Annotated in this window: 18 protein-coding genes and 5 tRNA genes; 3 read left to right on the forward strand and 20 right to left on the reverse strand. The window is 53.2% G+C overall.

The genetic code is table 11. The features are described 5' to 3' along the window. Window positions 1-109: 109 nt before the first annotated feature. Window positions 110-862, forward strand: coding sequence for a 2,3-diphosphoglycerate-dependent phosphoglycerate mutase (gene gpmA, locus BH712_RS07195; protein WP_006809557.1), 753 nt, complete (start codon window positions 110-112; stop codon window positions 860-862). A gap of 61 nt (window positions 863-923) precedes the next feature. Here gpmA and aroG read toward each other — a convergent pair whose 3' ends face one another. After that, on the reverse strand, window positions 924-1,976 hold the full coding sequence (gene aroG / locus BH712_RS07200; protein ID WP_006809558.1) for a 3-deoxy-7-phosphoheptulonate synthase AroG: 1,053 nt from the start codon (window positions 1,974-1,976) through the stop codon (window positions 924-926). 304 nt (window positions 1,977-2,280) lie between these two features. Between aroG and BH712_RS07205 the strand changes: the two genes are divergently transcribed. Continuing rightward, window positions 2,281-2,640, forward strand: a complete 360-nt coding sequence (locus tag BH712_RS07205; protein WP_032673578.1) for a protein YbgS — start codon at window positions 2,281-2,283, stop codon at window positions 2,638-2,640. 99 nt (window positions 2,641-2,739) lie between these two features. Next, entirely contained in the window at window positions 2,740-3,678 is a 939-nt protein-coding gene (gene zitB / locus BH712_RS07210; RefSeq protein ID WP_006809560.1) for a CDF family zinc transporter ZitB, read from the forward strand. On the opposite strand, the gene pnuC is transcribed toward zitB, so the two are convergent. The 19 genes from pnuC to mngB form a co-directional block, all read right to left on the reverse strand. Continuing rightward, a complete protein-coding gene (pnuC, locus tag BH712_RS07215) occupies window positions 3,675-4,394 on the reverse strand; it encodes a nicotinamide riboside transporter PnuC (protein WP_006809561.1) in 720 nt (239 codons plus the stop codon). The genes zitB and pnuC overlap by 4 nt on opposite strands. 22 nt (window positions 4,395-4,416) lie before the next feature. Next, complete coding sequence (gene nadA, locus BH712_RS07220) at window positions 4,417-5,460, reverse strand: quinolinate synthase NadA (RefSeq protein ID WP_032673579.1); 1,044 nt, start codon at window positions 5,458-5,460, stop codon at window positions 4,417-4,419. A gap of 230 nt (window positions 5,461-5,690) precedes the next feature. Then, window positions 5,691-5,766 (reverse strand) — tRNA-Lys (locus BH712_RS07225). Window positions 5,767-5,797: 31 nt separating this feature from the next. Beyond that, window positions 5,798-5,873: transfer RNA gene (locus BH712_RS07230), tRNA-Lys, on the reverse strand. Window positions 5,874-6,014: 141 nt separating this feature from the next. Continuing rightward, a tRNA-Lys gene (locus BH712_RS07235) sits at window positions 6,015-6,090 on the reverse strand. A 3-nt stretch (window positions 6,091-6,093) separates the two neighbouring features. Then, window positions 6,094-6,169 (reverse strand) — tRNA-Val (locus tag BH712_RS07240). A gap of 27 nt (window positions 6,170-6,196) precedes the next feature. Further along, window positions 6,197-6,272, reverse strand: a tRNA-Lys gene (locus BH712_RS07245). A 161-nt stretch (window positions 6,273-6,433) separates the two neighbouring features. Next, window positions 6,434-7,222 carry a cell division protein CpoB gene (gene cpoB, locus BH712_RS07250; RefSeq protein ID WP_006809563.1) on the reverse strand — a complete coding sequence of 263 codons (789 nt, stop codon included), beginning with the start codon at window positions 7,220-7,222 and terminating at the stop codon, window positions 6,434-6,436. A gap of 9 nt (window positions 7,223-7,231) precedes the next feature. Next, window positions 7,232-7,753: a peptidoglycan-associated lipoprotein Pal gene (gene pal / locus BH712_RS07255; RefSeq protein WP_003858578.1), complete on the reverse strand. Its 522-nt coding sequence runs from the start codon at window positions 7,751-7,753 to the stop codon at window positions 7,232-7,234. Between the two features lie 34 nt (window positions 7,754-7,787). Next, window positions 7,788-9,080 (reverse strand): Tol-Pal system beta propeller repeat protein TolB, encoded by a 1,293-nt coding sequence (tolB, locus tag BH712_RS07260; protein WP_032673581.1) that lies wholly within the window; start codon window positions 9,078-9,080, stop codon window positions 7,788-7,790. 129 nt (window positions 9,081-9,209) lie between these two features. Beyond that, window positions 9,210-10,460, reverse strand: coding sequence for a cell envelope integrity protein TolA (tolA, locus tag BH712_RS07265; protein WP_032673582.1), 1,251 nt, complete (start codon window positions 10,458-10,460; stop codon window positions 9,210-9,212). A gap of 28 nt (window positions 10,461-10,488) precedes the next feature. After that, window positions 10,489-10,917: a colicin uptake protein TolR gene (tolR, locus tag BH712_RS07270; RefSeq protein ID WP_006809567.1), complete on the reverse strand. Its 429-nt coding sequence runs from the start codon at window positions 10,915-10,917 to the stop codon at window positions 10,489-10,491. Between the two features lie 3 nt (window positions 10,918-10,920). Next, on the reverse strand, window positions 10,921-11,613 hold the full coding sequence (gene tolQ, locus BH712_RS07275) for a Tol-Pal system protein TolQ (protein ID WP_008501101.1): 693 nt from the start codon (window positions 11,611-11,613) through the stop codon (window positions 10,921-10,923). Beyond that, window positions 11,610-12,014, reverse strand: coding sequence for a tol-pal system-associated acyl-CoA thioesterase (ybgC, locus tag BH712_RS07280; RefSeq protein ID WP_003858593.1), 405 nt, complete (start codon window positions 12,012-12,014; stop codon window positions 11,610-11,612). The genes tolQ and ybgC overlap by 4 nt, the downstream gene beginning before the upstream one ends. Before the next feature lie 147 nt (window positions 12,015-12,161). Then, a complete protein-coding gene (ybgE, locus tag BH712_RS07285) occupies window positions 12,162-12,452 on the reverse strand; it encodes a cyd operon protein YbgE (protein WP_006809569.1) in 291 nt (96 codons plus the stop codon). After that, on the reverse strand, window positions 12,452-12,565 hold the full coding sequence (gene cydX, locus BH712_RS07290; RefSeq protein ID WP_006177208.1) for a cytochrome bd-I oxidase subunit CydX: 114 nt from the start codon (window positions 12,563-12,565) through the stop codon (window positions 12,452-12,454). Before cydX ends, ybgE begins: the two co-directional genes overlap by 1 nt. Before the next feature lie 14 nt (window positions 12,566-12,579). Continuing rightward, the gene (gene cydB, locus BH712_RS07295) at window positions 12,580-13,719 is read right to left on the reverse strand and encodes a cytochrome d ubiquinol oxidase subunit II (protein ID WP_006809570.1); all 1,140 of its coding nucleotides are present in this window, start codon (window positions 13,717-13,719) and stop codon (window positions 12,580-12,582) included. 15 nt (window positions 13,720-13,734) lie between these two features. Further along, entirely contained in the window at window positions 13,735-15,303 is a 1,569-nt protein-coding gene (gene cydA / locus BH712_RS07300; protein WP_006809571.1) for a cytochrome ubiquinol oxidase subunit I, read from the reverse strand. A gap of 670 nt (window positions 15,304-15,973) precedes the next feature. Continuing rightward, window positions 15,974-18,619 carry a mannosylglycerate hydrolase gene (mngB, locus tag BH712_RS07305; RefSeq protein WP_006809573.1) on the reverse strand — a complete coding sequence of 882 codons (2,646 nt, stop codon included), beginning with the start codon at window positions 18,617-18,619 and terminating at the stop codon, window positions 15,974-15,976.

Genomic DNA, 18,619 nt, shown 5'->3' on the forward strand with positions numbered 1-18,619 from the left:
TTACACTCTCGAACTATTTTCGCTATGGTTAGGGTTAAGCGTTGCTGCTGGCACAGTCACGGCAATATAATGAGAATTGTTATCATTCAAAATGCTTGAGGAGTAAGAAATGGCTAATACTAAGCTTGTCCTGGTGCGCCACGGCGAAAGCCAGTGGAACAACGAAAACCGCTTCACCGGTTGGTATGACGTTGATCTGTCCGAGAAAGGCGTGAGCGAAGCAAAAGCGGCAGGTAAACTGCTGAAAGAAGAAGGCTTCACCTTTGACTTTGCTTACACCTCTGTGCTGAAACGTGCCATCCATACCCTGTGGAACGTGCTGGACGAGCTAGATCAGGCCTGGCTGCCGGTTGAGAAATCCTGGAAACTGAACGAGCGTCACTACGGTGCGCTGCAAGGTCTGAACAAAGCGGAAACCGCAGAAAAATACGGTGACGAGCAGGTTAAGCAGTGGCGTCGTGGTTTTGCAGTCACGCCTCCAGAGCTGAGCAAAGATGACGAGCGCTACCCGGGTCACGATCCGCGTTACGCGAAGCTGACTGAGGCTGAACTGCCGCAGACCGAAAGCCTGGCGCTGACCATCGACCGCGTTGTGCCTTACTGGAACGAAACCATTCTGCCACGCCTGAAAAGCGGCGAGCGCGTCATTATCGCTGCTCACGGTAACTCCCTGCGTGCGCTGGTGAAATACCTGGACAACATGGGCGAAGATGAGATCCTCGAGCTGAATATCCCTACCGGCGTGCCGCTGGTGTACGAGTTCGACGAAAACTTCAAGCCAGTTAAACATTACTACCTGGGTAACGCCGACGAAATCGCTGCAAAAGCGGCGGCCGTGGCGAACCAGGGTAAAGCGAAGTAATATTCGCCGGACATAAAAAAAGCGTGGAGCAATCCACGCTTTTTTATTGCCTGCGACAAACTTAACCGCGACGCGCTTTAACCGCATCCGCCAGCTGACGCAGGATCGCATCGGTATCGTCCCAGCCAATGCAGGCATCCGTCACGCTCTTACCGTAGACCAGCGGCTCGCTGCCCTCCAGGTTCTGGTTGCCTTCCACCAGATGGCTCTCAATCATCACCCCAATCACTGCGCGTTCACCGCTGGCGATTTGCTGACAAACATCTGCGCCGACTTCCATCTGCTTTTTGAACTGTTTGCTGGAATTCGCATGGCTGAAGTCGATCATCACCTGCGGCGGCAGCCCTGCTTTTTCCAGCCCGGCCTTCACCTCTGCCACGTGTTTAGCGCTATAGTTAGGCTCTTTACCGCCGCGCAGAATGATATGGCAATCGCCGTTACCGCTGGTGTTCACGATAGCCGAGTGGCCCCACTTGGTCACCGACAGGAAGCAGTGCGGTGCGCCAGCTGCATTGATGGCATCAATGGCGACCTTAATAGTGCCATCAGTGCCATTTTTGAAACCCACCGGGCATGACAGGCCAGACGCCAGCTCGCGGTGCACCTGAGATTCAGTCGTACGCGCGCCAATAGCGCCCCAGCTCATCAGGTCTGCCAGATACTGCGGGGTGATCATATCGAGGAATTCACCGGCAGCAGGCAGCCCGCTGTCGTTAATTTCCAGCAGCAGCTTACGCGCAATGCGCAGGCCGTCGTTGATCTGGAAACTGTTGTCCATGTGCGGATCGTTGATCAGCCCTTTCCAGCCCACAGTGGTACGCGGTTTTTCGAAATAAACGCGCATCACGATTTCCAGTTCGTCTTTCAACTCCTCACGCAGGGCCAGCAGACGCGACGCATACTCTTTGGCCGCAGCAGGATCGTGAATGGAGCATGGCCCAATCACCACCAGAAGACGATCGTCGCTCCCTTTGAGGATCTTGTGGATCGCCTTGCGGGCATGAGACACCGTGTTGGCGGCATTTTCGGTGGCGGGGAATTTTTCAAGGAGCGCTACGGGAGGTAATAACTCATTGATCTCTTTAATGCGTAAATCGTCGTTCTGATAATTCATCTTCTTTCCGGCTCTGCCATATCTTTAGTAATGAAAGCAATGCTTTCAATCTAACTTGTCGGCCCTGAAGTGTAAACGGGCTTTTACACTTCACGCAGATAATTCCTGGAATTCAGCTAAAATACGCAACAAAATAGCGAAAAATGAGATCTGGCCTAAAATTTTTACTTGTAACGACTGAATTTAAATATTTATACGCGATTCCATCCTGACATAACTCGGGAAACTGGGATCTTTCGCCACTGAACAAGATGCACTGTTGGAGAATGTTATCCAGCGTAACGATAAGAACAGGAGCACCATGATGAAAATGACGAAACTGACTACGCTTTTCCTGACGGCAACCCTTACCCTGGCAAGCGGTAGCGTACTGGCAGCCGATACCGGCTCTTCCGGCAGCAACGGCGACGCGAATGCCGCTGCCGAAGCGGGCCAGGTTGCGCCGGATGCAAAGCAGAATATTGCGCCGAATAATGTTGATAACAACAATATCAACACGGGCAATACCAATACTGGCGGTACGAACACCGGCACGATGAATCATGACGGTATGAGCACTGACGAGGTTCATAAAAACTCAATGTGTAAAGACGGCAAATGCCCGGACCCGAATGACAAAGTGGGCAGCGATGCCGATACCAAAACAGACGGTACGACTCAGTAACCTTCTGTAAGGTAAAAGAGGGAGAGCGAATGCTCTCCTTTTTTATTTAAGCTCTTAAAAACGCTACACTAAAAATAATAATAAATCAGGAACGATACCATGGCGCACTCCCACTCCCATCCTCCCGCTGCTGGCGATGAAAATGCCAAACGGCTTCTGCTGGCCTTCGGCGTCACCGCCACCTTTATGATCATAGAAGTGATCGGCGGGCTGATATCCGGCTCTCTGGCGCTGCTGGCCGATGCCGGGCATATGCTGACCGACGCTGCCGCGCTCCTGTTTGCTCTGCTGGCCGTGCAGTTTGCCCGTCGCCCTCCCAATGCCCGCCATACCTTTGGCTGGCTCAGACTGACCACGCTTGCCGCCTTCGTGAATGCGATTGCACTGGTGGTGATTACTATTCTTATCGTCTGGGAGGCTTTTCAGCGCTTTCGGCATCCTCAACCGATAGCCGGAACAACGATGATGGTCATCGCCGTTGCCGGGTTGGTCGCCAATATTCTGGCGTTCTGGATTTTGCACCGCGGCAGCAGCGAAAAAAATCTGAACGTGCGGGCCGCGGCGCTTCATGTGCTGGGCGATCTGCTGGGTTCTGTGGGTGCCATCGTAGCGGCGCTGATTATTATGGGCACGGGCTGGACCCCTATCGACCCGATTCTTTCCGTGCTGGTATCGTGCCTGGTATTGCGCAGTGCCTGGCGGCTATTGAAAGAGAGTGTTAACGAGTTGCTGGAAGGCGCTCCTACGTCGCTGGATATTGGCGAGCTAAAACGCAATCTGTGTCGCTCCATTCCTGAAGTTCGTAACGTTCACCACGTTCACGTCTGGCTGGTGGGTGAGAAACCGCTTATGACGCTGCACGTTCAGGTTATCCCGCCCCACGATCACGATGCGTTGCTTGAACGTATTCAGCACTTCCTTGAGCATCACTACGAAATTGCCCACGCCACCATTCAGATGGAGTATCAGCCGTGTAACGGGCCAGACTGTCACCTGAACGAGGCGCAGTCCGGCCATTCACATGCCCATCACCATTAACGGGAAAGCGCGCGAGAGCCACGCTCACGCGCGCTGTTAATCCACATACGGCTGCCGTTCAGGGCAATGAAGGTCAGCAGCATGTACTCCAGCGACATGGCATACACGCCCTGACGGGCAAAAATCACCACGCTTATCACGTTAATGACCACCCACAGCAGCCAGTTCTCCACGTATTTACGGGTCATCAGGATCATTGCGGCAATCGACAGCACCATCATGCAGGAATCCCAGAATGGGAAGGCATCCGGCTGAAGTTCAGGCATCGTCACGTTTAATCCCAGACCCGACATCACCGCGACCGCCACGCGCGTCAGGAAGGCAAATACCGGATCAATAAAGACCGTCATAAAGCCGATAGCCACCACGCAGGCAGCGAACCAGGCGATGGCTTTTGGCAACGGTAGCCAGCGGATTTGTAGCTCCGCCTCCTGCTGACTGTTTTGCCGCGACCAGGCATACCAGCCATAGATATTGGCCGCGAAAAAGAACACCTGTAGAAGCAGGCTGGCGTAGAGCTGGATCTGGAAGAAGATAATCGCAAACAGCGTGACGTTAATCAGCCCGAACGCATAGTTGCTGATCTTCTCAAGGCTGGCCAGCCAGATACAGAGTAATCCGGCCAGCGTCCCTACCGCTTCAATCCAGGACAGGTCATAGCCGCCCGCACCAATCGGGATATGAACCAGGATGTTCTGTGTGCTAAAAAAATCCATTTTTTCTCCGGGGCGTAATGAGTTAAGTACGTAGTGTAGCCGCAAAATCCAGCATACGGTTAAGCGGAATTAACGCGCCTTCACGCAGGGCGGCATCTACGTGGATTTCATGCGCTGCGCCACCGTTCTCCAGCCCCTCCGCAATCGCCTTGAGTCCATTCATCGCCATCCACGGGCAATGCGCGCAGCTGCGACAGGTCGCCCCTTCTCCGGCGGTCGGCGCTTCGAGCAATACTTTTTCCGGCACGGCCTGCTGCATCTTGTAGAAGATACCGCGGTCGGTCGCCACAATGAGCTGCTTGTGCGGCAGGGTTTTCGCGGCATGTATAAGCTGGCTGGTGGAGCCGACGGCATCCGCCATGTCAACGATGGACTGCGGGGATTCCGGGTGCACCAGAATGGCGGCGTCCGGGTATAACCCTTTCATGCGTGTCAGTGCCTGGGTCTTAAACTCGTCGTGAACGATACAGGCACCCTGCCAGCACAGCACATCCGCACCGGTCTGTTTTTGCACGTAATTTCCCAGATGGCGATCGGGCGCCCAGATGATTTTCTCCCCCAGGCTGTCCAGATGTTCAATCAACTCAACGGCGATACTGGACGTCACTACCCAGTCTGCCCGGGCCTTTACAGCAGCGGAGGTGTTGGCGTAGACCACAACGGTACGGTCGGGGTGGGCATCACAGAAGGCGGTGAATTCATCTATCGGGCAACCGAGGTCGAGGGAGCATTCAGCATTCAGCGTCGGCATCAGAACCGTTTTTTCCGGGCTGAGGATTTTTGCCGTTTCCCCCATAAAACGAACGCCCGCGACCAGCAGCGTGGAGGCAGGATGTTTAGCACCGAAACGCGCCATCTCCAGGGAGTCTGAGATACAGCCGCCCGTCTCTTCCGCCAGCTGCTGAATTTCCGGGTCGGTGTAGTAATGCGCCACCATCACCGCATCACGCTCTTTAAGAAGGCGCTTGATTTTCTCACGATAAAACTGCTTCTCATCCCGGCTTAGCGGAGCAGGCTTCGGCGGGAAGGGATAGATTGCGGTTTCGGGATTAAACATCACACTCATTATGGCTTCTCGTTTTGCTGGCTTAACAATATTGCCTTTCTTTTGCATGAGATAACAAAAATGAGGCAATGGTGTTTTATATACTAAACAAGATAGCGAATCTGAGGGGAAATGTCATCGGGAATTGATGCTGGCGGCAATTGTCGGGTGGCGGCTTCGCCTTACCCGACCTACAAAGCACGGGCGAACGACAGATAGCAAAAAGGCGCCTTTAGGGCGCCTTTCTACATTGGTGGGTCGTGCAGGATTCGAACCTGCGACCAATTGATTAAAAGTCAACTGCTCTACCAACTGAGCTAACGACCCCTTGCGGGATGTACTTCAAATCTATTCAGGCTGGTGGGTCGTGCAGGATTCGAACCTGCGACCAATTGATTAAAAGTCAACTGCTCTACCAACTGAGCTAACGACCCATTCGGGTGTTGCCTGAATTATCACTCGGAACCAATAAAATTGGTGGGTCGTGCAGGATGACTCGGCTTCGCCTCGCCCTTCGGGCCGTTGCTAAAGCAACGTTATCCTTCACGTTTAATATCTGAGTAAGACATTAAAATTGGTGGGTCGTGCAGGATTCGAACCTGCGACCAATTGATTAAAAGTCAACTGCTCTACCAACTGAGCTAACGACCCGAGTGGTGGGTGATGACGGGCTCGAACCGCCGACCCCCTCCGTGTAAAGGAGATGCTCTACCAACTGAGCTAATCACCCACTCTGTACTGCCGGAACTGCTTTAAGTGGTGGGTCGTGCAGGATTCGAACCTGCGACCAATTGATTAAAAGTCAACTGCTCTACCAACTGAGCTAACGACCCACTTTTGCGCTGCTTTCACGTTGTTTGATATCCCGTGGCAACGGCGGCATATATTACTGATTTAAGAATTCAGCGCAACAAAAATTTCGATGAAGATCACTTAACTGCTTAGGAATCATGCTGCACGACCAGAAATAACGCGATTTCTGGTCATGCGGTAATCAACCCATCGAACTCAAACGTTTTTGCGCTTGTTTAGCGCCGTCGGTACCCGGGAATTTCGCAACCACCTGCTGATAAACCGCTTTGGCTTTTGCAGTGTCGCCTTTGTCCTGCATGATCACGCCGACTTTATACATCGCATCAGGCGCTTTCGGTGATTTCGGGTAATTTTTCACCACAGAGGCAAAATAAAACGCCGCATCATCCTTTTTACCCTTGTTGTAATTCAACTGACCCAGCCAGTAGTTCGCATTTGGCTGGTAAGTGGAATCAGGGTACTTCTTAACGAAGTTCTGAAACGCAACGATAGCATCGTCCTGACGCGATTTATCCTGCACCAGGGCAATGGCCGCGTTATAGTCCGTATTCGCGTCACCGCTCTGTACAGGCGCACCAGACGACGCGGAAGCATCTGCCGCAGGCGCAGGCGCTGCCGCACCGCTTTGATCGCCTGCCGCTGGCTGGGCTGCTGCTCCGCCGCTGTTCAGGCTATCCATCTGCAACAAGATTTGCTTCTGGCGCTCCACAACCTGATTAAGCTGATACTGACTCTCCTGGATCTGACCACGGAGGGAATCAATATCATTCTGGTTATCGGAAAGCTGCTGCTGGAGTTGAGTTAAAAGCTGGCTGTGAGCGTTAGAAATACGCTCGAGTTGAGTGACCCGGTCTTCTACCGAGCCTGAGCCGACACTACTGATTGGTGCCTGAGCAAAAGCGGCCCAGGGGGCCGCTATTCCAACCAGTAACGACAGACTCATCAGATGATGTCTGAAGTTACTGCTCATGCAATTCTCTTAGTAAACGAGTACGGCACGACGGTTTTTGGAGTAAGCCGCTTCGTCGTGACCCAGTACTGCTGGTTTTTCTTTACCGTAAGAAACGATGGAGATCTGGTCAGCAGAAACGCCTTTACCCTGGAGGTACATTTTAACAGCGTTTGCACGACGTTCACCCAGGGAGATGTTGTACTCCGGAGTACCACGTTCGTCCGCGTGACCTTCTACGGTGACTTTGTAAGACGGGTTGCTACGCAGGAAGTTTGCGTGCGCATCCAGCATCGCAGCGAAGTCAGAACGGATGTCGTATTTATCCAGATCGAAGTAAACGATGTTGTTCTGCTGTAACTGCTGCATCTGAAGACGCGCTTGCTCTTCAGAAGACATATTGCCATTGCCGTTAGCGTCCATACCGGTGCCGGCACCCATCATGCCTTCGCCGCTCTGGTCATTGCTTGCGTTCTTGTTAGAAGAACACGCTGCGATTGCCATAACAGGCAGAGCGATCATCAGCCCCTTCAGCACTTTGTTCAGTTGCATTTCTAAGATTCCTTTAGTAATCAATTAATTATTATTACAGATACGGCGACCAGGCAGGTGATTTTACCTGTCCATCAGTTGCCGGAAGACGCGCTTTGAAACGCCCATCTGTAGAAACCAGATTCAGCACGGATCCCATCCCCTGAGAAGAGCTGTAGATTACCATGGTGCCGTTAGGTGCCAGACTTGGCGTTTCATCCAGGAACGTTGACGACAGTATTTGTACGCCCCCCGTTACCAGATCTTGTTTGGCAATGTGTTGCTGACCACCCGCAGTGCTGACCATTACCATTGTTTTACCATCGGCACTGACGTCAGCATCCTGGTTCTGAGAACCTTCCCAGGTAATACGCTGCGCTGCTCCGCCGTTGATATTCACTTTATAAACTTGTGGACGACCTGCCTGGTCAGACGTAAAGGCCAGATTCTGGCTGTCCGGGAACCAGGTTGGCTCAGTATTGTTGCTACGACCATCCGTGACCTGACGGATCTGACCAGAACCAATATCCATCACGTACAGGTTCAGGCTACCGGTTTTAGACAGGGCAAACGCCAGTTTAGTCCCATCCGGAGAGAACGCAGGTGCACCGTTGTGACGCGGGAATGACGCAACCTGACGCACAGCACCGTTAGAGAGCGTCTGGATAACCAGCGCGGAACGGCCGCTTTCGAAGGTTACGTACGCCAGCTTAGAGCCGTCCGGAGACCATGCCGGAGACATCAGCGGCTGCGGAGAACGGTGTACGGTAAACTGGTTGTAGCCATCGTAGTCAGAGACGCGCAGCTCATAAGGGAACTGGCCGCCGTTGGTCTGTACTACGTACGCGATACGGGTACGGAACGCACCTTTAATACCGGTCAGCTTCTCGAACACTTCGTCACTCGCAGTATGACCTGCGTAACGCAGCCACTGCTTGTTCACTTTATAGGTGTTTTGAGCCAGAACGGTACCCGGCGCACCGCCGGTATCCACCAGCTGATAAGCGACGTTATAGCCACCGTCTGGTGCAGGGGTAACCTGTCCGATAACCACCGCGTCAATACCCAAAGCAGACCATGCGGCAGGCTGAACTTCCTGCGCAGTACCCGGCTGCTGTGGCAGACGAGAACGATCTAAGGGATTAAATTTACCGCTGTTACGCAGGTCAGCTGCAACAATGCCGCCAATATCTTCAGGCGCGGCACCTGGCCCTGCCCACTGGAACGGAACGACACCGATTGGACGCGCCGAGTCCACCCCTTGGGTGATCTCGATACGTACTTCTGCGTGCAGTACAGCTGCCCACAGCATTAAAAAACCAAATGCTACACGTAATGCCTGCTTCATCATATCTCCCTTATCTGGGTAACCTTACCCACGATAATTTAGCAGAATGTTAACAAACCCAAATAGACAAAACTACTTATCCTGTTTACGACAATAGACTGTTTTTCATACTTCCGTTAGAGGAGATGATTACAGCTTAAAGTCCAGTTTGGCATCTTTTATCTTTTCATAAACAGCCTCATTAGGCGGTTTAGGAATGTTCGCCGATCTTGCGGCGGCCAACGCTGCCTGACAAAGCGCAGGATCGCCCCCTTCAGACGTCACACTTTTCAACCTGCCATCTGGCGCAAGATTGATATGCAACACGCACTGCTTACCCTGATACAGGCCTGCATCAAAGAGGCGGCTTTGAATCGCAACCTGGATCTGCTTAGCGTAAGCACTAATATCTGCACCAGTCGCCCCACCGTTGGCGCCAGAGGTACCGCTGTCTTTCGACGGCTGGCCACTGCCTTTCGCTCCACCGCCTGTTTTCGGTGCATTTTTACCGGAACTCAGGTCGCCAAGCAGGTCGTCAACACCGGCGGCAGCGGCGGCTTTTTCAGCAGCAGCCTTTTTCGCTGCGGCTTTTTCGGCAGCCGCTTTTTTATCGGCAGCGGCTTTCGCGGCGGCGGCTTTTTTATCTGCGGCGGCCTTCTCAGCGGCAGCGGCTTTTTCTGCCGCAGCTTTCTCAGCGGCGGCCGCTTTTTTGGCAGCATCGGCAGCCGCTTTCTTCTCTGCTTCCTGCGCAGCTTTTTTGGCGGCTTCCGCTTCGGCTTTCTTCTGCGCATCCGCTGCGGCTTTCTTCGCGGCTTCAGCTTCTGCTTTCTTCTGTGCATCAGCAGCGGCTTTCTTCGCGGCTTCGGCCTCTGCTTTCTTCTGTGCGTCAGCAGCCGCTTTCTTCGCGGCTTCTGCGGCTAATTTCGCCTGTGCATCTGCCTGCGCCTTCGCGTCTGCTGCGGCTTTGGCTGCCGCCTCTTCCGCCTGCTTCTGCTGTTCCTGCGCTTTTTTCGCTGCGGCTTCAGCCTGTTTCTGCTGCTCCGCCTGCTCTTTGGCGGCTTCCTGCGCCTGCAAACGCTCTTTCTCAAGCTGCTTCAGACGTTCCTGCTCGGCGGCCTGCTTCTCACGCAGCTCTTCCGCCTGCTGTTGCGCCTGTTTTTCACGCTGCTCTTCCGCACGTTTTGCGCTCGCCTGCTGCTGTTGCTGGCGATTATAGTTCTGCACTACCGCACCGGGATCCACCATGACGGCGTCGATGGACGAGCCTCCACCGCCTCCCGATGCATCAATGTGCTCATCGAACGAACTCCAGATCAGCGCTGCAAAAAGAATCACGTGCAGCACTGCGGAGACGATTATCGCTCGCTTAAGCTTGTCGTTCTGTTCGGTTGCCTTTGACACTATCGGTTCCCAAAAACTACGCAGATGATCAAATAGGCTGAGTCATTAAGCCAACTGACTTAACGCCCGCGCTATGTAGCAAGTTCAGCGCTTTGATAATTTCATCATATGGTACGCCTTTCGCACCACCGATTAAGAAGACCGTCTTCGGATTTGACTCCAGGCGTCGTTGCGCTTCAGCAATAACCTGCTCTGGCGGAAGCTGATCCATACGATCTTTCTCGACCACAACGCTGTACTGCCCTACGCCGGAAACCTCAATGATGACCGGAGGATCGTCATTGGTGCTTACCGCCTGTGATTCTGTTGCATCCGGCAGATCAACTTCCACGCTCTGGGTGATGATGGGCGCTGTCGCCATAAAGATCAGCAGCAGCACCAGCAGCACGTCCAGTAACGGAACGATATTGATTTCGGACTTGAGCTCGCGACGACCTCGTCCACGCGATCTGGCCATGGTTTACCCCTTGTTGCTCTCGGTGCTGGTAAACGCCTGACGATGCAGAATCGCGGTGAACTCTTCCATAAAGTTGTCGTAGTTCAGTTCCAGTTTGTTCACGCGCTGGTTCAGACGGTTGTACGCCATTACCGCCGGAATTGCGGCGAACAGACCGATTGCGGTCGCGATCAGTGCTTCTGCGATACCCGGTGCAACCATCTGCAACGTTGCCTGCTTCACCGCGCCCAGCGCGATAAAGGCGTGCATAATCCCCCAAACCGTACCAAACAGGCCGATATACGGGCTGATGGAGCCAACGGTTCCGAGGAAAGGAATGTGCGTTTCAAGATTTTCCAGCTCGCGGTTCATGGAGATACGCATCGCACGCGACGCCCCTTCCACGACGGCTTCCGGCGCATGATTGTTTGCCCGGTGCAGACGAGCAAACTCTTTGAATCCGCTATAGAAAATTTGTTCGGAGCCGGTCAGGTTTTCACGGCGCCCCTGGCTCTCCTGATACAGACGAGAAAGCTCAATACCCGACCAGAACTTATCTTCAAAGGCTTCGGCTTCGCGGCCAGCGGCATTGAGGATACGCGTTCTCTGGATAATGATGGCCCAGGATGCGATTGAAAAACCAATCAAAATCAACATGATAAGTTTAACCAGAAGGCTTGCCTTAAGGAACAAATCAAGGATATTCATGTCAGTCACTGCTTAAACTCCGCGACAATAGACTTAGGAAGCGCACGAGGCTTCATTATGGTTGGATCAACACAAACAATCAGGACTTCAGCTGAGTTCAGTACCGTGTTCTCTGCATTGACTATCCGCTGCGTGAAAACCAGTGAAGTTCCGCGCATTGATGTAATTTCTGTTTGGACTTCGAGCATATCGTCGAGTCTGGCAGGCGCAAAATACTCAAGCGTCATCTTGCGTACCACGAAGGCAACTCGCTCAGCCAACAGCACCTGTTGACTAAAGTGATGATGGCGCAGCATCTCTGTGCGTGCCCGTTCATAAAAAGCAACGTAGCTGGCGTGGTAGACCACACCACCGGCATCGGTATCTTCGTAATAGACACGTACCGGCCATCGAAACAGCGTTGTATTCACTTTACATCCCGGTAATACAAGAAAATTGGAGCTTTCAAACTTCGCTACTATACGCGCGGGAATGATGGTTTGGAATGGGGGAAAGTAAACGGAGAGTAAATTTTTATGGGCTCGGGTAAGCCCATAACGTTAACGGACATTTCTTATTCAGAAGAAGAAGAAAATCAAACCGGCGAGGAGAACCAGATCGGCAATCAGTGGGCAGAAGATGCCTTGCCAGTGAAGGGCTTTCGGACGAAAGCCGACACCGTGAATCACACCTGCGCACACCGCCCACATCATCAGGAAGCCGTGCCAGATCTCAAGCTCGCTGGTTTTTGCCGCGAAGCGCGACGGGTCCCAGAAGATACAGCCTGCCAGCAGTAATGCCATCACTAAAGAAAGCGCCCGCAAGGGGCGCTTATCCATTACCGCATACAGCGTTGCGATAATGTTCATCAGTGTTTTTCTTCACCCGCTTTAGACGCTTCTACATGCTCAAGCGCCAGGGCAGTGATGACACCAAATGCACAGGCAAGAAGCGTCCCTAAAATCCATGCGAAATACCACATATTCAGCTCCTTACTTAGTACATAGAGTGGGTGTTGCTTTCGATATGTTCTTTAGTAATACGACCGAACATTTTCCAGTAACACCAGATGGTGTAAGCCAGAACAATCGGAACGAACACGCAAGCAACATAGGTCATTAAGTTCAGCGTCATATGGCTGGACGTTGCATCCCACATGGTCAGGCTAGCGTTCATCATGGTGCTGGACGGCATCACGAATGGGAACATGGCAATACCTGCCGTCAGGATGATGCACGCCAGCGTCAGTGAGGAGAACACGAACGCCAGAGCGCCTTTCTCCAGACGAGACGTCAGCACGGTCAGCAGCGGCAGCAGCACACCCAGAGCCGGGATAGCCCACAGCGCAGGGGTATTATTGAAGTTCACCAGCCATGCACCGGCCTGACGCGCCACTTCTTTAGTCAGCGGGTTAGACGGCGCAGTATGGTTGATCGCGGAGGTCACCACGTATCCATCAATACCGTACACCACCCACACGCCTGCCAGTGCGAAGCAGACCAGAGTCACCAGCGCCGCCACCTGAGCGGTAGCACGGGAACGCAGGTGCAGTTCACCCACGGTACGCATCTGAAGATAAGTTGCGCCCTGCGTGATGATCATCGCCACGCTCACCACGCCCGCCAGCAGACCAAACGGATTCAGCAGCTGGAAGAAGTTACCGGTGTAGAACAGACGCATGTATTCGTCGACGTGGAACGGCACACCCTGCAACAGGTTACCGAACGCCACACCAATGACCAGCGGAGGCACGAAGCTACCGATGAAGATGCCCCAGTCCCACATGTTGCGCCAGCGGGTGTCTTCAATCTTGGAACGGTAGTCAAAACCTACCGGACGGAAGAATAAAGAAGCCAGCACCAGAATCATCGCCACATAGAAGCCGGAGAACGCAGCCGCGTAAACCATCGGCCAGGCAGCGAACAGCGCGCCGCCTGCGGTGATCAGCCACACCTGGTTACCGTCCCAGTGCGGGGCGATGGAGTTGATCATGATTCGACGCTCGGTGTCATTACGACCGAGAAAACGGGTGAGCATGCCCACGCCCATGTCGAAACCATCGGTGACCGCAAAACCAATCAGCAGAACACCGATCAGCAGCCACCAGACAAAACGCAATACTTCATAATCGATCATTTGATGACTCCTGTCTTAGCGTGCCGGCTGAGTAGTCGCAGCAGACTGCTCGTAGTGGTAGCGACCGGTTTTCAGGCTGCTTGGGCCAAGGCGCGCGAACTTGAACATCAGGAACAGTTCAGCCACCAGGAACAGGGTGTACAGACCGCAAATCAGCAGCATGGAGAAGATCAGGTCGCCTGCGGTCAGGGAGGAGTTCGCTACCGCAGTTGGCAGCACCTCACCGATCGCCCACGGCTGACGACCATATTCCGCAACAAACCAGCCGGACTCGATAGCAATCCATGGCAGTGGGATACCGTACAGCGCCGTGCGCAGCAGCCATTTTTTCTCACCGATACGGTTACGAATGACTGACCAGAACGAGGCGGCGATGATCAGCAGCATGATAATGCCGCAACCCACCATGATGCGGAACGCGAAGTACAGCGGCGCAACGCGTGGAATAGAGTCTTTGGTTGCCATCTGAATTTGCGCTTCCGTCGCGTCAGAGACGTTCGGGGTATAGCGTTTCAGCAGCAGACCGTAACCGAGGTCTTTCTTCACGTCGTTAAATTGATCGCGAACGGCCTGATCGGTAGAGCCAGCGCGCAGCTGTTCCAGCAGCGAGTAGGCTTTCATCCCGTTACGGATACGCTCTTCATGCTGCACCATCAGATCTTTCAGGCCAGTCACCTGTTTGTCGACGGAGCGCGTGGCGATAATACCCAGAGCGTAAGGAATTTGAATGGCGAAGCGGTTTTCCTGTGCTTCCTGATCGGGCACACCGAACAGGGTAAACGCGGCTGGCGCTGGCTGGGTTTCCCATTCAGCTTCAATTGCGGCCAGTTTGGTTTTCTGCACGTCGCCCATTTCGTAACCGGATTCATCACCCAGAACAATAACAGACAGAATCGCGGCCATACCGAAGCTTGCTGCAATAGCGAAAGAACGCTTGGCGAACGCGAAGTCACGGCCGCGCAGCATATAGTAGGAGCTGATGCCCAGCACGAACATCGCGCCGCACACATAGCCAGACGCCACGGTGTGAACGAACTTAACCTGGGCAACCGGGTTCAGGACCAGCTCAGCAAAGCTGACCATCTCCATACGCATGGTTTCGAAGTTGAAATCAGACGCAATGGGGTTTTGCATCCAGCCGTTCGCCACCAGGATCCACAGTGCGGACAAGTTGGAGCCTAATGCCACCAGCCAGGTTACCGCCATATGCTGGACTTTACCCAGACGGTCCCAACCGAAGAAGAACAGACCTACAAAGGTGGATTCGAGGAAGAAGGCCATCAGACCTTCAATGGCCAGCGGCGCACCGAAAATATCCCCGACATAGTGGGAATAGTAAGACCAGTTGGTTCCGAACTGGAACTCCATGGTCAGACCGGTTGCCACGCCCAGCGCAAAGTTGATACCAAACAACTTGCCCCAGAACTTGGTCATATCTTTATAAATCTGTTTGCCGGAGAGGACGTAAACCGTTTCCATGATGGCCAGCAGGAACGCCATACCGAGCGTCAGCGGCACAAACAGGAAGTGGTACATCGCGGTCAAGGCAAACTGTAAGCGCGACAGTTCGACTACGTCTAACATTATGACTCCTTGCTCATCGCATGAAGACTCCGAGAGTGAACCCCGTTAGATAAGGATCCACACGCATGCCCCAATACAAAGTTATCTGCGTCCCTTCTTCGTTGCTTATTCTCAACAGGAGGAAAAAGCAATGATGAAAGGTTACAAATACGTTAAGAAAAAACCAAATTGATCCCGTAAATATAATACGCTGCAAAACCCTTACAATAAACAGGTTTTTATTCGAACAGATTTACGTTTTTCGACGGCGATCAATTTATAGCAAAATTACCACTTTTCGGCCATTTTGATCGGGAACAATTTAACGCCTTTTGGAGCCTTTTTCCAAGGATTAAACATTGATTTAAATCAAAATCAGTCAGAACTGTTAATGATGTTTCTTTGTGATACGGATAGTAAAGACCTTGTTAAGGATATGTATATTTAAAGGCATTGATGGTTATAAAAGCCCGAAGAAGATATAAACAGTTGTGATTTTTATTAACGCCCGTGAAAAAACACGTTTTGCAGGAAGACAAACCTATAATGTTAGCCGCTTCACAGTATTTTTCTTTTACTTTGCTACCAGCCCAAATGATTACATTTTATTCACTTTTATAATCTTAAAATTAACACCCTTTCGTGACTATTTGATGAAATAAAGGCCGCAGGTGATGCGGCCTTTATATTGTTATGAGGATGACCTTTCAATTTTTATGCTGAAGGTGCGTGACTGGCCTGGCCGGAATGGCCCCGTAATACCCGAGCCGTCCTCCCCCTGCGCGTTAACGGCCTCATTCATGTCCGTTTCGCAACACGCCAGGACAGCACGGTTCACCGACAGCGCCACATCGCAGGTGCGGGTCTCCGACGGGTTGTACAGACGCAGAATCATCTCATCACGATCTTCCGCCTTTTTCAGCGCACTGAGCATACATCCATTTGGCGCCAGCGTTAGCAGGCTGTAGCTACAGGGCGTGGTGAAAGAGGCACGGTTAAGCTTCATCGCATCCCACGGAATTTTGTTATAGCAGTGCACCGGCGTTAACCACGACTTCGCCTGCTGCGCAACACCGGCACTGACGGCCGTGCCAGTAAAACTGAACAGGCTAAAGCGACAGGTTAACTGGCCCCGCATCTGTGAATCAGGCACCGGCATTTTGATCCCGGACGGTCTGCCCGGACGCAGAAGTAAATCTTCCTTCCCAAGCAACCCCACGCCGCGAAGCAACGTCAGGGCAAAGGTTTTTTGACGCTCGCCAGTCACTTCAAATTCGCGTAACCCTTCGGTGAACAGCGCCAGCCCGTTACGCCGTTCCTGGAGCACAGCGTAGTTGAGCAGATTCCACACCGGCAGCGGCGCTTCCTTCCAGCCCTCCTCCTGCCAGTTCGCCATCGCGTCATCCTGAACAGGGCGCGTCAGCGAACCGAACTGGGTATCGGCTAACACCGCGTCCGTGGTGAACGGCGTCGGGATCAGCACCCGCACGCGGTGATCATCCGCGTGATTTCCCAGACGCGCCTCGACGTCGATACGTCGGCTGTTGTGGCTGAGCGTAACCGTGAGTTCTGCCTCAAGCGTTCCCGTCTGCTGGCGCGCCGAGCGTTCGGCGAGATCTGCCGGTACCGCCATATGATGGCGGATTATCGCCCTGCTCTGCCAGGCGTCGTGGATCACCTCAACCTCGTGCTCGCCCTGTGCAGAAGTGAGTCTCCACTCTTCCCGTGAAGGCGAGTAGTCGTACTCATCGCCATCATCCGAACTCTCTTCAATTTCAAGTACCCGGTCATAGATAAGCCCGGATTCTTTATCACGCAGACGCAGGGTACCATCGTCGTTTAAGGCGATCTCCCAGAACGCATTTTCCAGCAAAGCCTCCGGGGACTTCGCCGCGTCGAGAACCTTACCAGCCACATGCGGCTCAATATAGAGAGTGCGGTAACCCATTGATGGCAGAATTTGTTTGACCTGAATGTCAAACTCCATAAATGGATCGTAGTTGCCGTAATGCACAATCTGCCGGTCAATCAACCCGGGGTCGATCTCGCGTGCGCTGCGGAGGTAGTAAGGAATTTCATTCCCCTTATCGTCCAGCAGGCGGAACTGGCTGGCGCGCAGACGCAGCGTGGTGTTGATCACCTCCTCACGCGGCCAGGGCATCAGGTTAAACATCACCAGTTTGTCTTCATCGCTCTGCGGCATGTTGTCGACGATCTTGCGCATATAGAAGCTCGTCAGGTTATCGGCCATGTCTTCCGCCAGTTCGAAGCGGGACATCACCTCGCGATGCACTTTGTCACTACAGCAGCAGCCGATACTGTCGTGGGCGTGATTCTTGAGGATCTCTTTCCACATTTTTTCCAGCAAGCCGTGGTGATACTCAAAGCCCAGCGTCCACGCAAGCGTGGCCAGCGGCTCAAGGACGTTGACGATTTTATTCTCTATTCGGGCGTGAGCGATTTTGATGTCCATCCGCGTGGAGCCGATCGTACGGTGCACCCGCATATATTTACCGTCAATAAACTCCCCTTTCAGCGTCGCCAGTTCATCGCGGTGCGCGTCGATGTGGTCAAACACCTCCTCAAAGCGGCTCATCACAAACTGACGCTGCGGGTAGATTTCGCGGAGCTTATCCATCACCGTAAAAATGTTCTGCTGGAGCGGCATCTGGTCATGGCCGTTAGGCAGCAAAATTTCTTTCGTCACGGAGGCTTTTTCGAGCACCTCGAGCCAGGCGTCGAGCCGTTTCCGCAGCCCGGCTTCATCCTCCGGTAAGTACTTACCAATCGCGTAGCCCAGCGGCAGCACCTGCGCCGTGACTTCACTGCCGTCCTGGCTTTGCCAGAGAAACTCTGTTTTATCGGTACCGTGCCGCTCGGAACAGCCGCGCCAGAACATGGTGCGCGTGATGCCGAAACCGTTATAAATGTGCGGCAGCTGGGAGGACATGCCGAAAGAGTCTGGCAGATAGCCAATTTTCATCGGCTCGCCAAAGGCCAGACAGTCGCGAATGCCGTACATCAGATTTCGGATAATCGACTCGCCGGAGACGAGGGTGGTATCGGTCTGGGTATACCAGGGTCCGATTATCAGCTTCCCGGCCTCCACCAGCGCTTTCACGCGTGGTCTGTTTTCCGGCTTCACGGCAAAATAATCTTCCAGCACCGCCGTCTGGCCGTCGAGAACGTAGTATTTATACTCTGCGTCCTGCTCAAGACGGGTGAGGATCTCTTCCATATTGTTGACCAGAAGAATACGTGACGCTTCGGTGGTGAAGTACCACTCACGGTCCCAGTGCATATGTGGCGTGATATGAACGCGAGATACTGCTTTCAT

The organism is Enterobacter hormaechei ATCC 49162 (genome assembly GCF_001875655.1).
GTDB classification, from domain to species: domain Bacteria; phylum Pseudomonadota; class Gammaproteobacteria; order Enterobacterales; family Enterobacteriaceae; genus Enterobacter; species Enterobacter hormaechei.

Coding starts and splice junctions, on each gene's coding strand:
- cydB (WP_006809570.1), bottom strand. CDS start 13,719: ATGATCGATTATGAAGTATTGCGTTTTGTCTGGTGGCTGCTGATCGGT.
- pal (WP_003858578.1), bottom strand. CDS start 7,753: ATGCAACTGAACAAAGTGCTGAAGGGGCTGATGATCGCTCTGCCTGTT.
- ybgE (WP_006809569.1), bottom strand. CDS start 12,452: ATGAACATTATCGCAACGCTGTATGCGGTAATGGATAAGCGCCCCTTG.
- gpmA (WP_006809557.1), top strand. CDS start 110: ATGGCTAATACTAAGCTTGTCCTGGTGCGCCACGGCGAAAGCCAGTGG.
- cpoB (WP_006809563.1), bottom strand. CDS start 7,222: ATGAGCAGTAACTTCAGACATCATCTGATGAGTCTGTCGTTACTGGTT.
- BH712_RS07205 (WP_032673578.1), top strand. CDS start 2,281: ATGAAAATGACGAAACTGACTACGCTTTTCCTGACGGCAACCCTTACC.
- cydX (WP_006177208.1), bottom strand. CDS start 12,565: ATGTGGTATTTCGCATGGATTTTAGGGACGCTTCTTGCCTGTGCATTT.
- nadA (WP_032673579.1), bottom strand. CDS start 5,460: ATGAGTGTGATGTTTAATCCCGAAACCGCAATCTATCCCTTCCCGCCG.
- pnuC (WP_006809561.1), bottom strand. CDS start 4,394: ATGGATTTTTTTAGCACACAGAACATCCTGGTTCATATCCCGATTGGT.
- mngB (WP_006809573.1), bottom strand. CDS start 18,619: ATGAAAGCAGTATCTCGCGTTCATATCACGCCACATATGCACTGGGAC.
- tolR (WP_006809567.1), bottom strand. CDS start 10,917: ATGGCCAGATCGCGTGGACGAGGTCGTCGCGAGCTCAAGTCCGAAATC.
- aroG (WP_006809558.1), bottom strand. CDS start 1,976: ATGAATTATCAGAACGACGATTTACGCATTAAAGAGATCAATGAGTTA.
- cydA (WP_006809571.1), bottom strand. CDS start 15,303: ATGTTAGACGTAGTCGAACTGTCGCGCTTACAGTTTGCCTTGACCGCG.
- tolB (WP_032673581.1), bottom strand. CDS start 9,080: ATGAAGCAGGCATTACGTGTAGCATTTGGTTTTTTAATGCTGTGGGCA.
- zitB (WP_006809560.1), top strand. CDS start 2,740: ATGGCGCACTCCCACTCCCATCCTCCCGCTGCTGGCGATGAAAATGCC.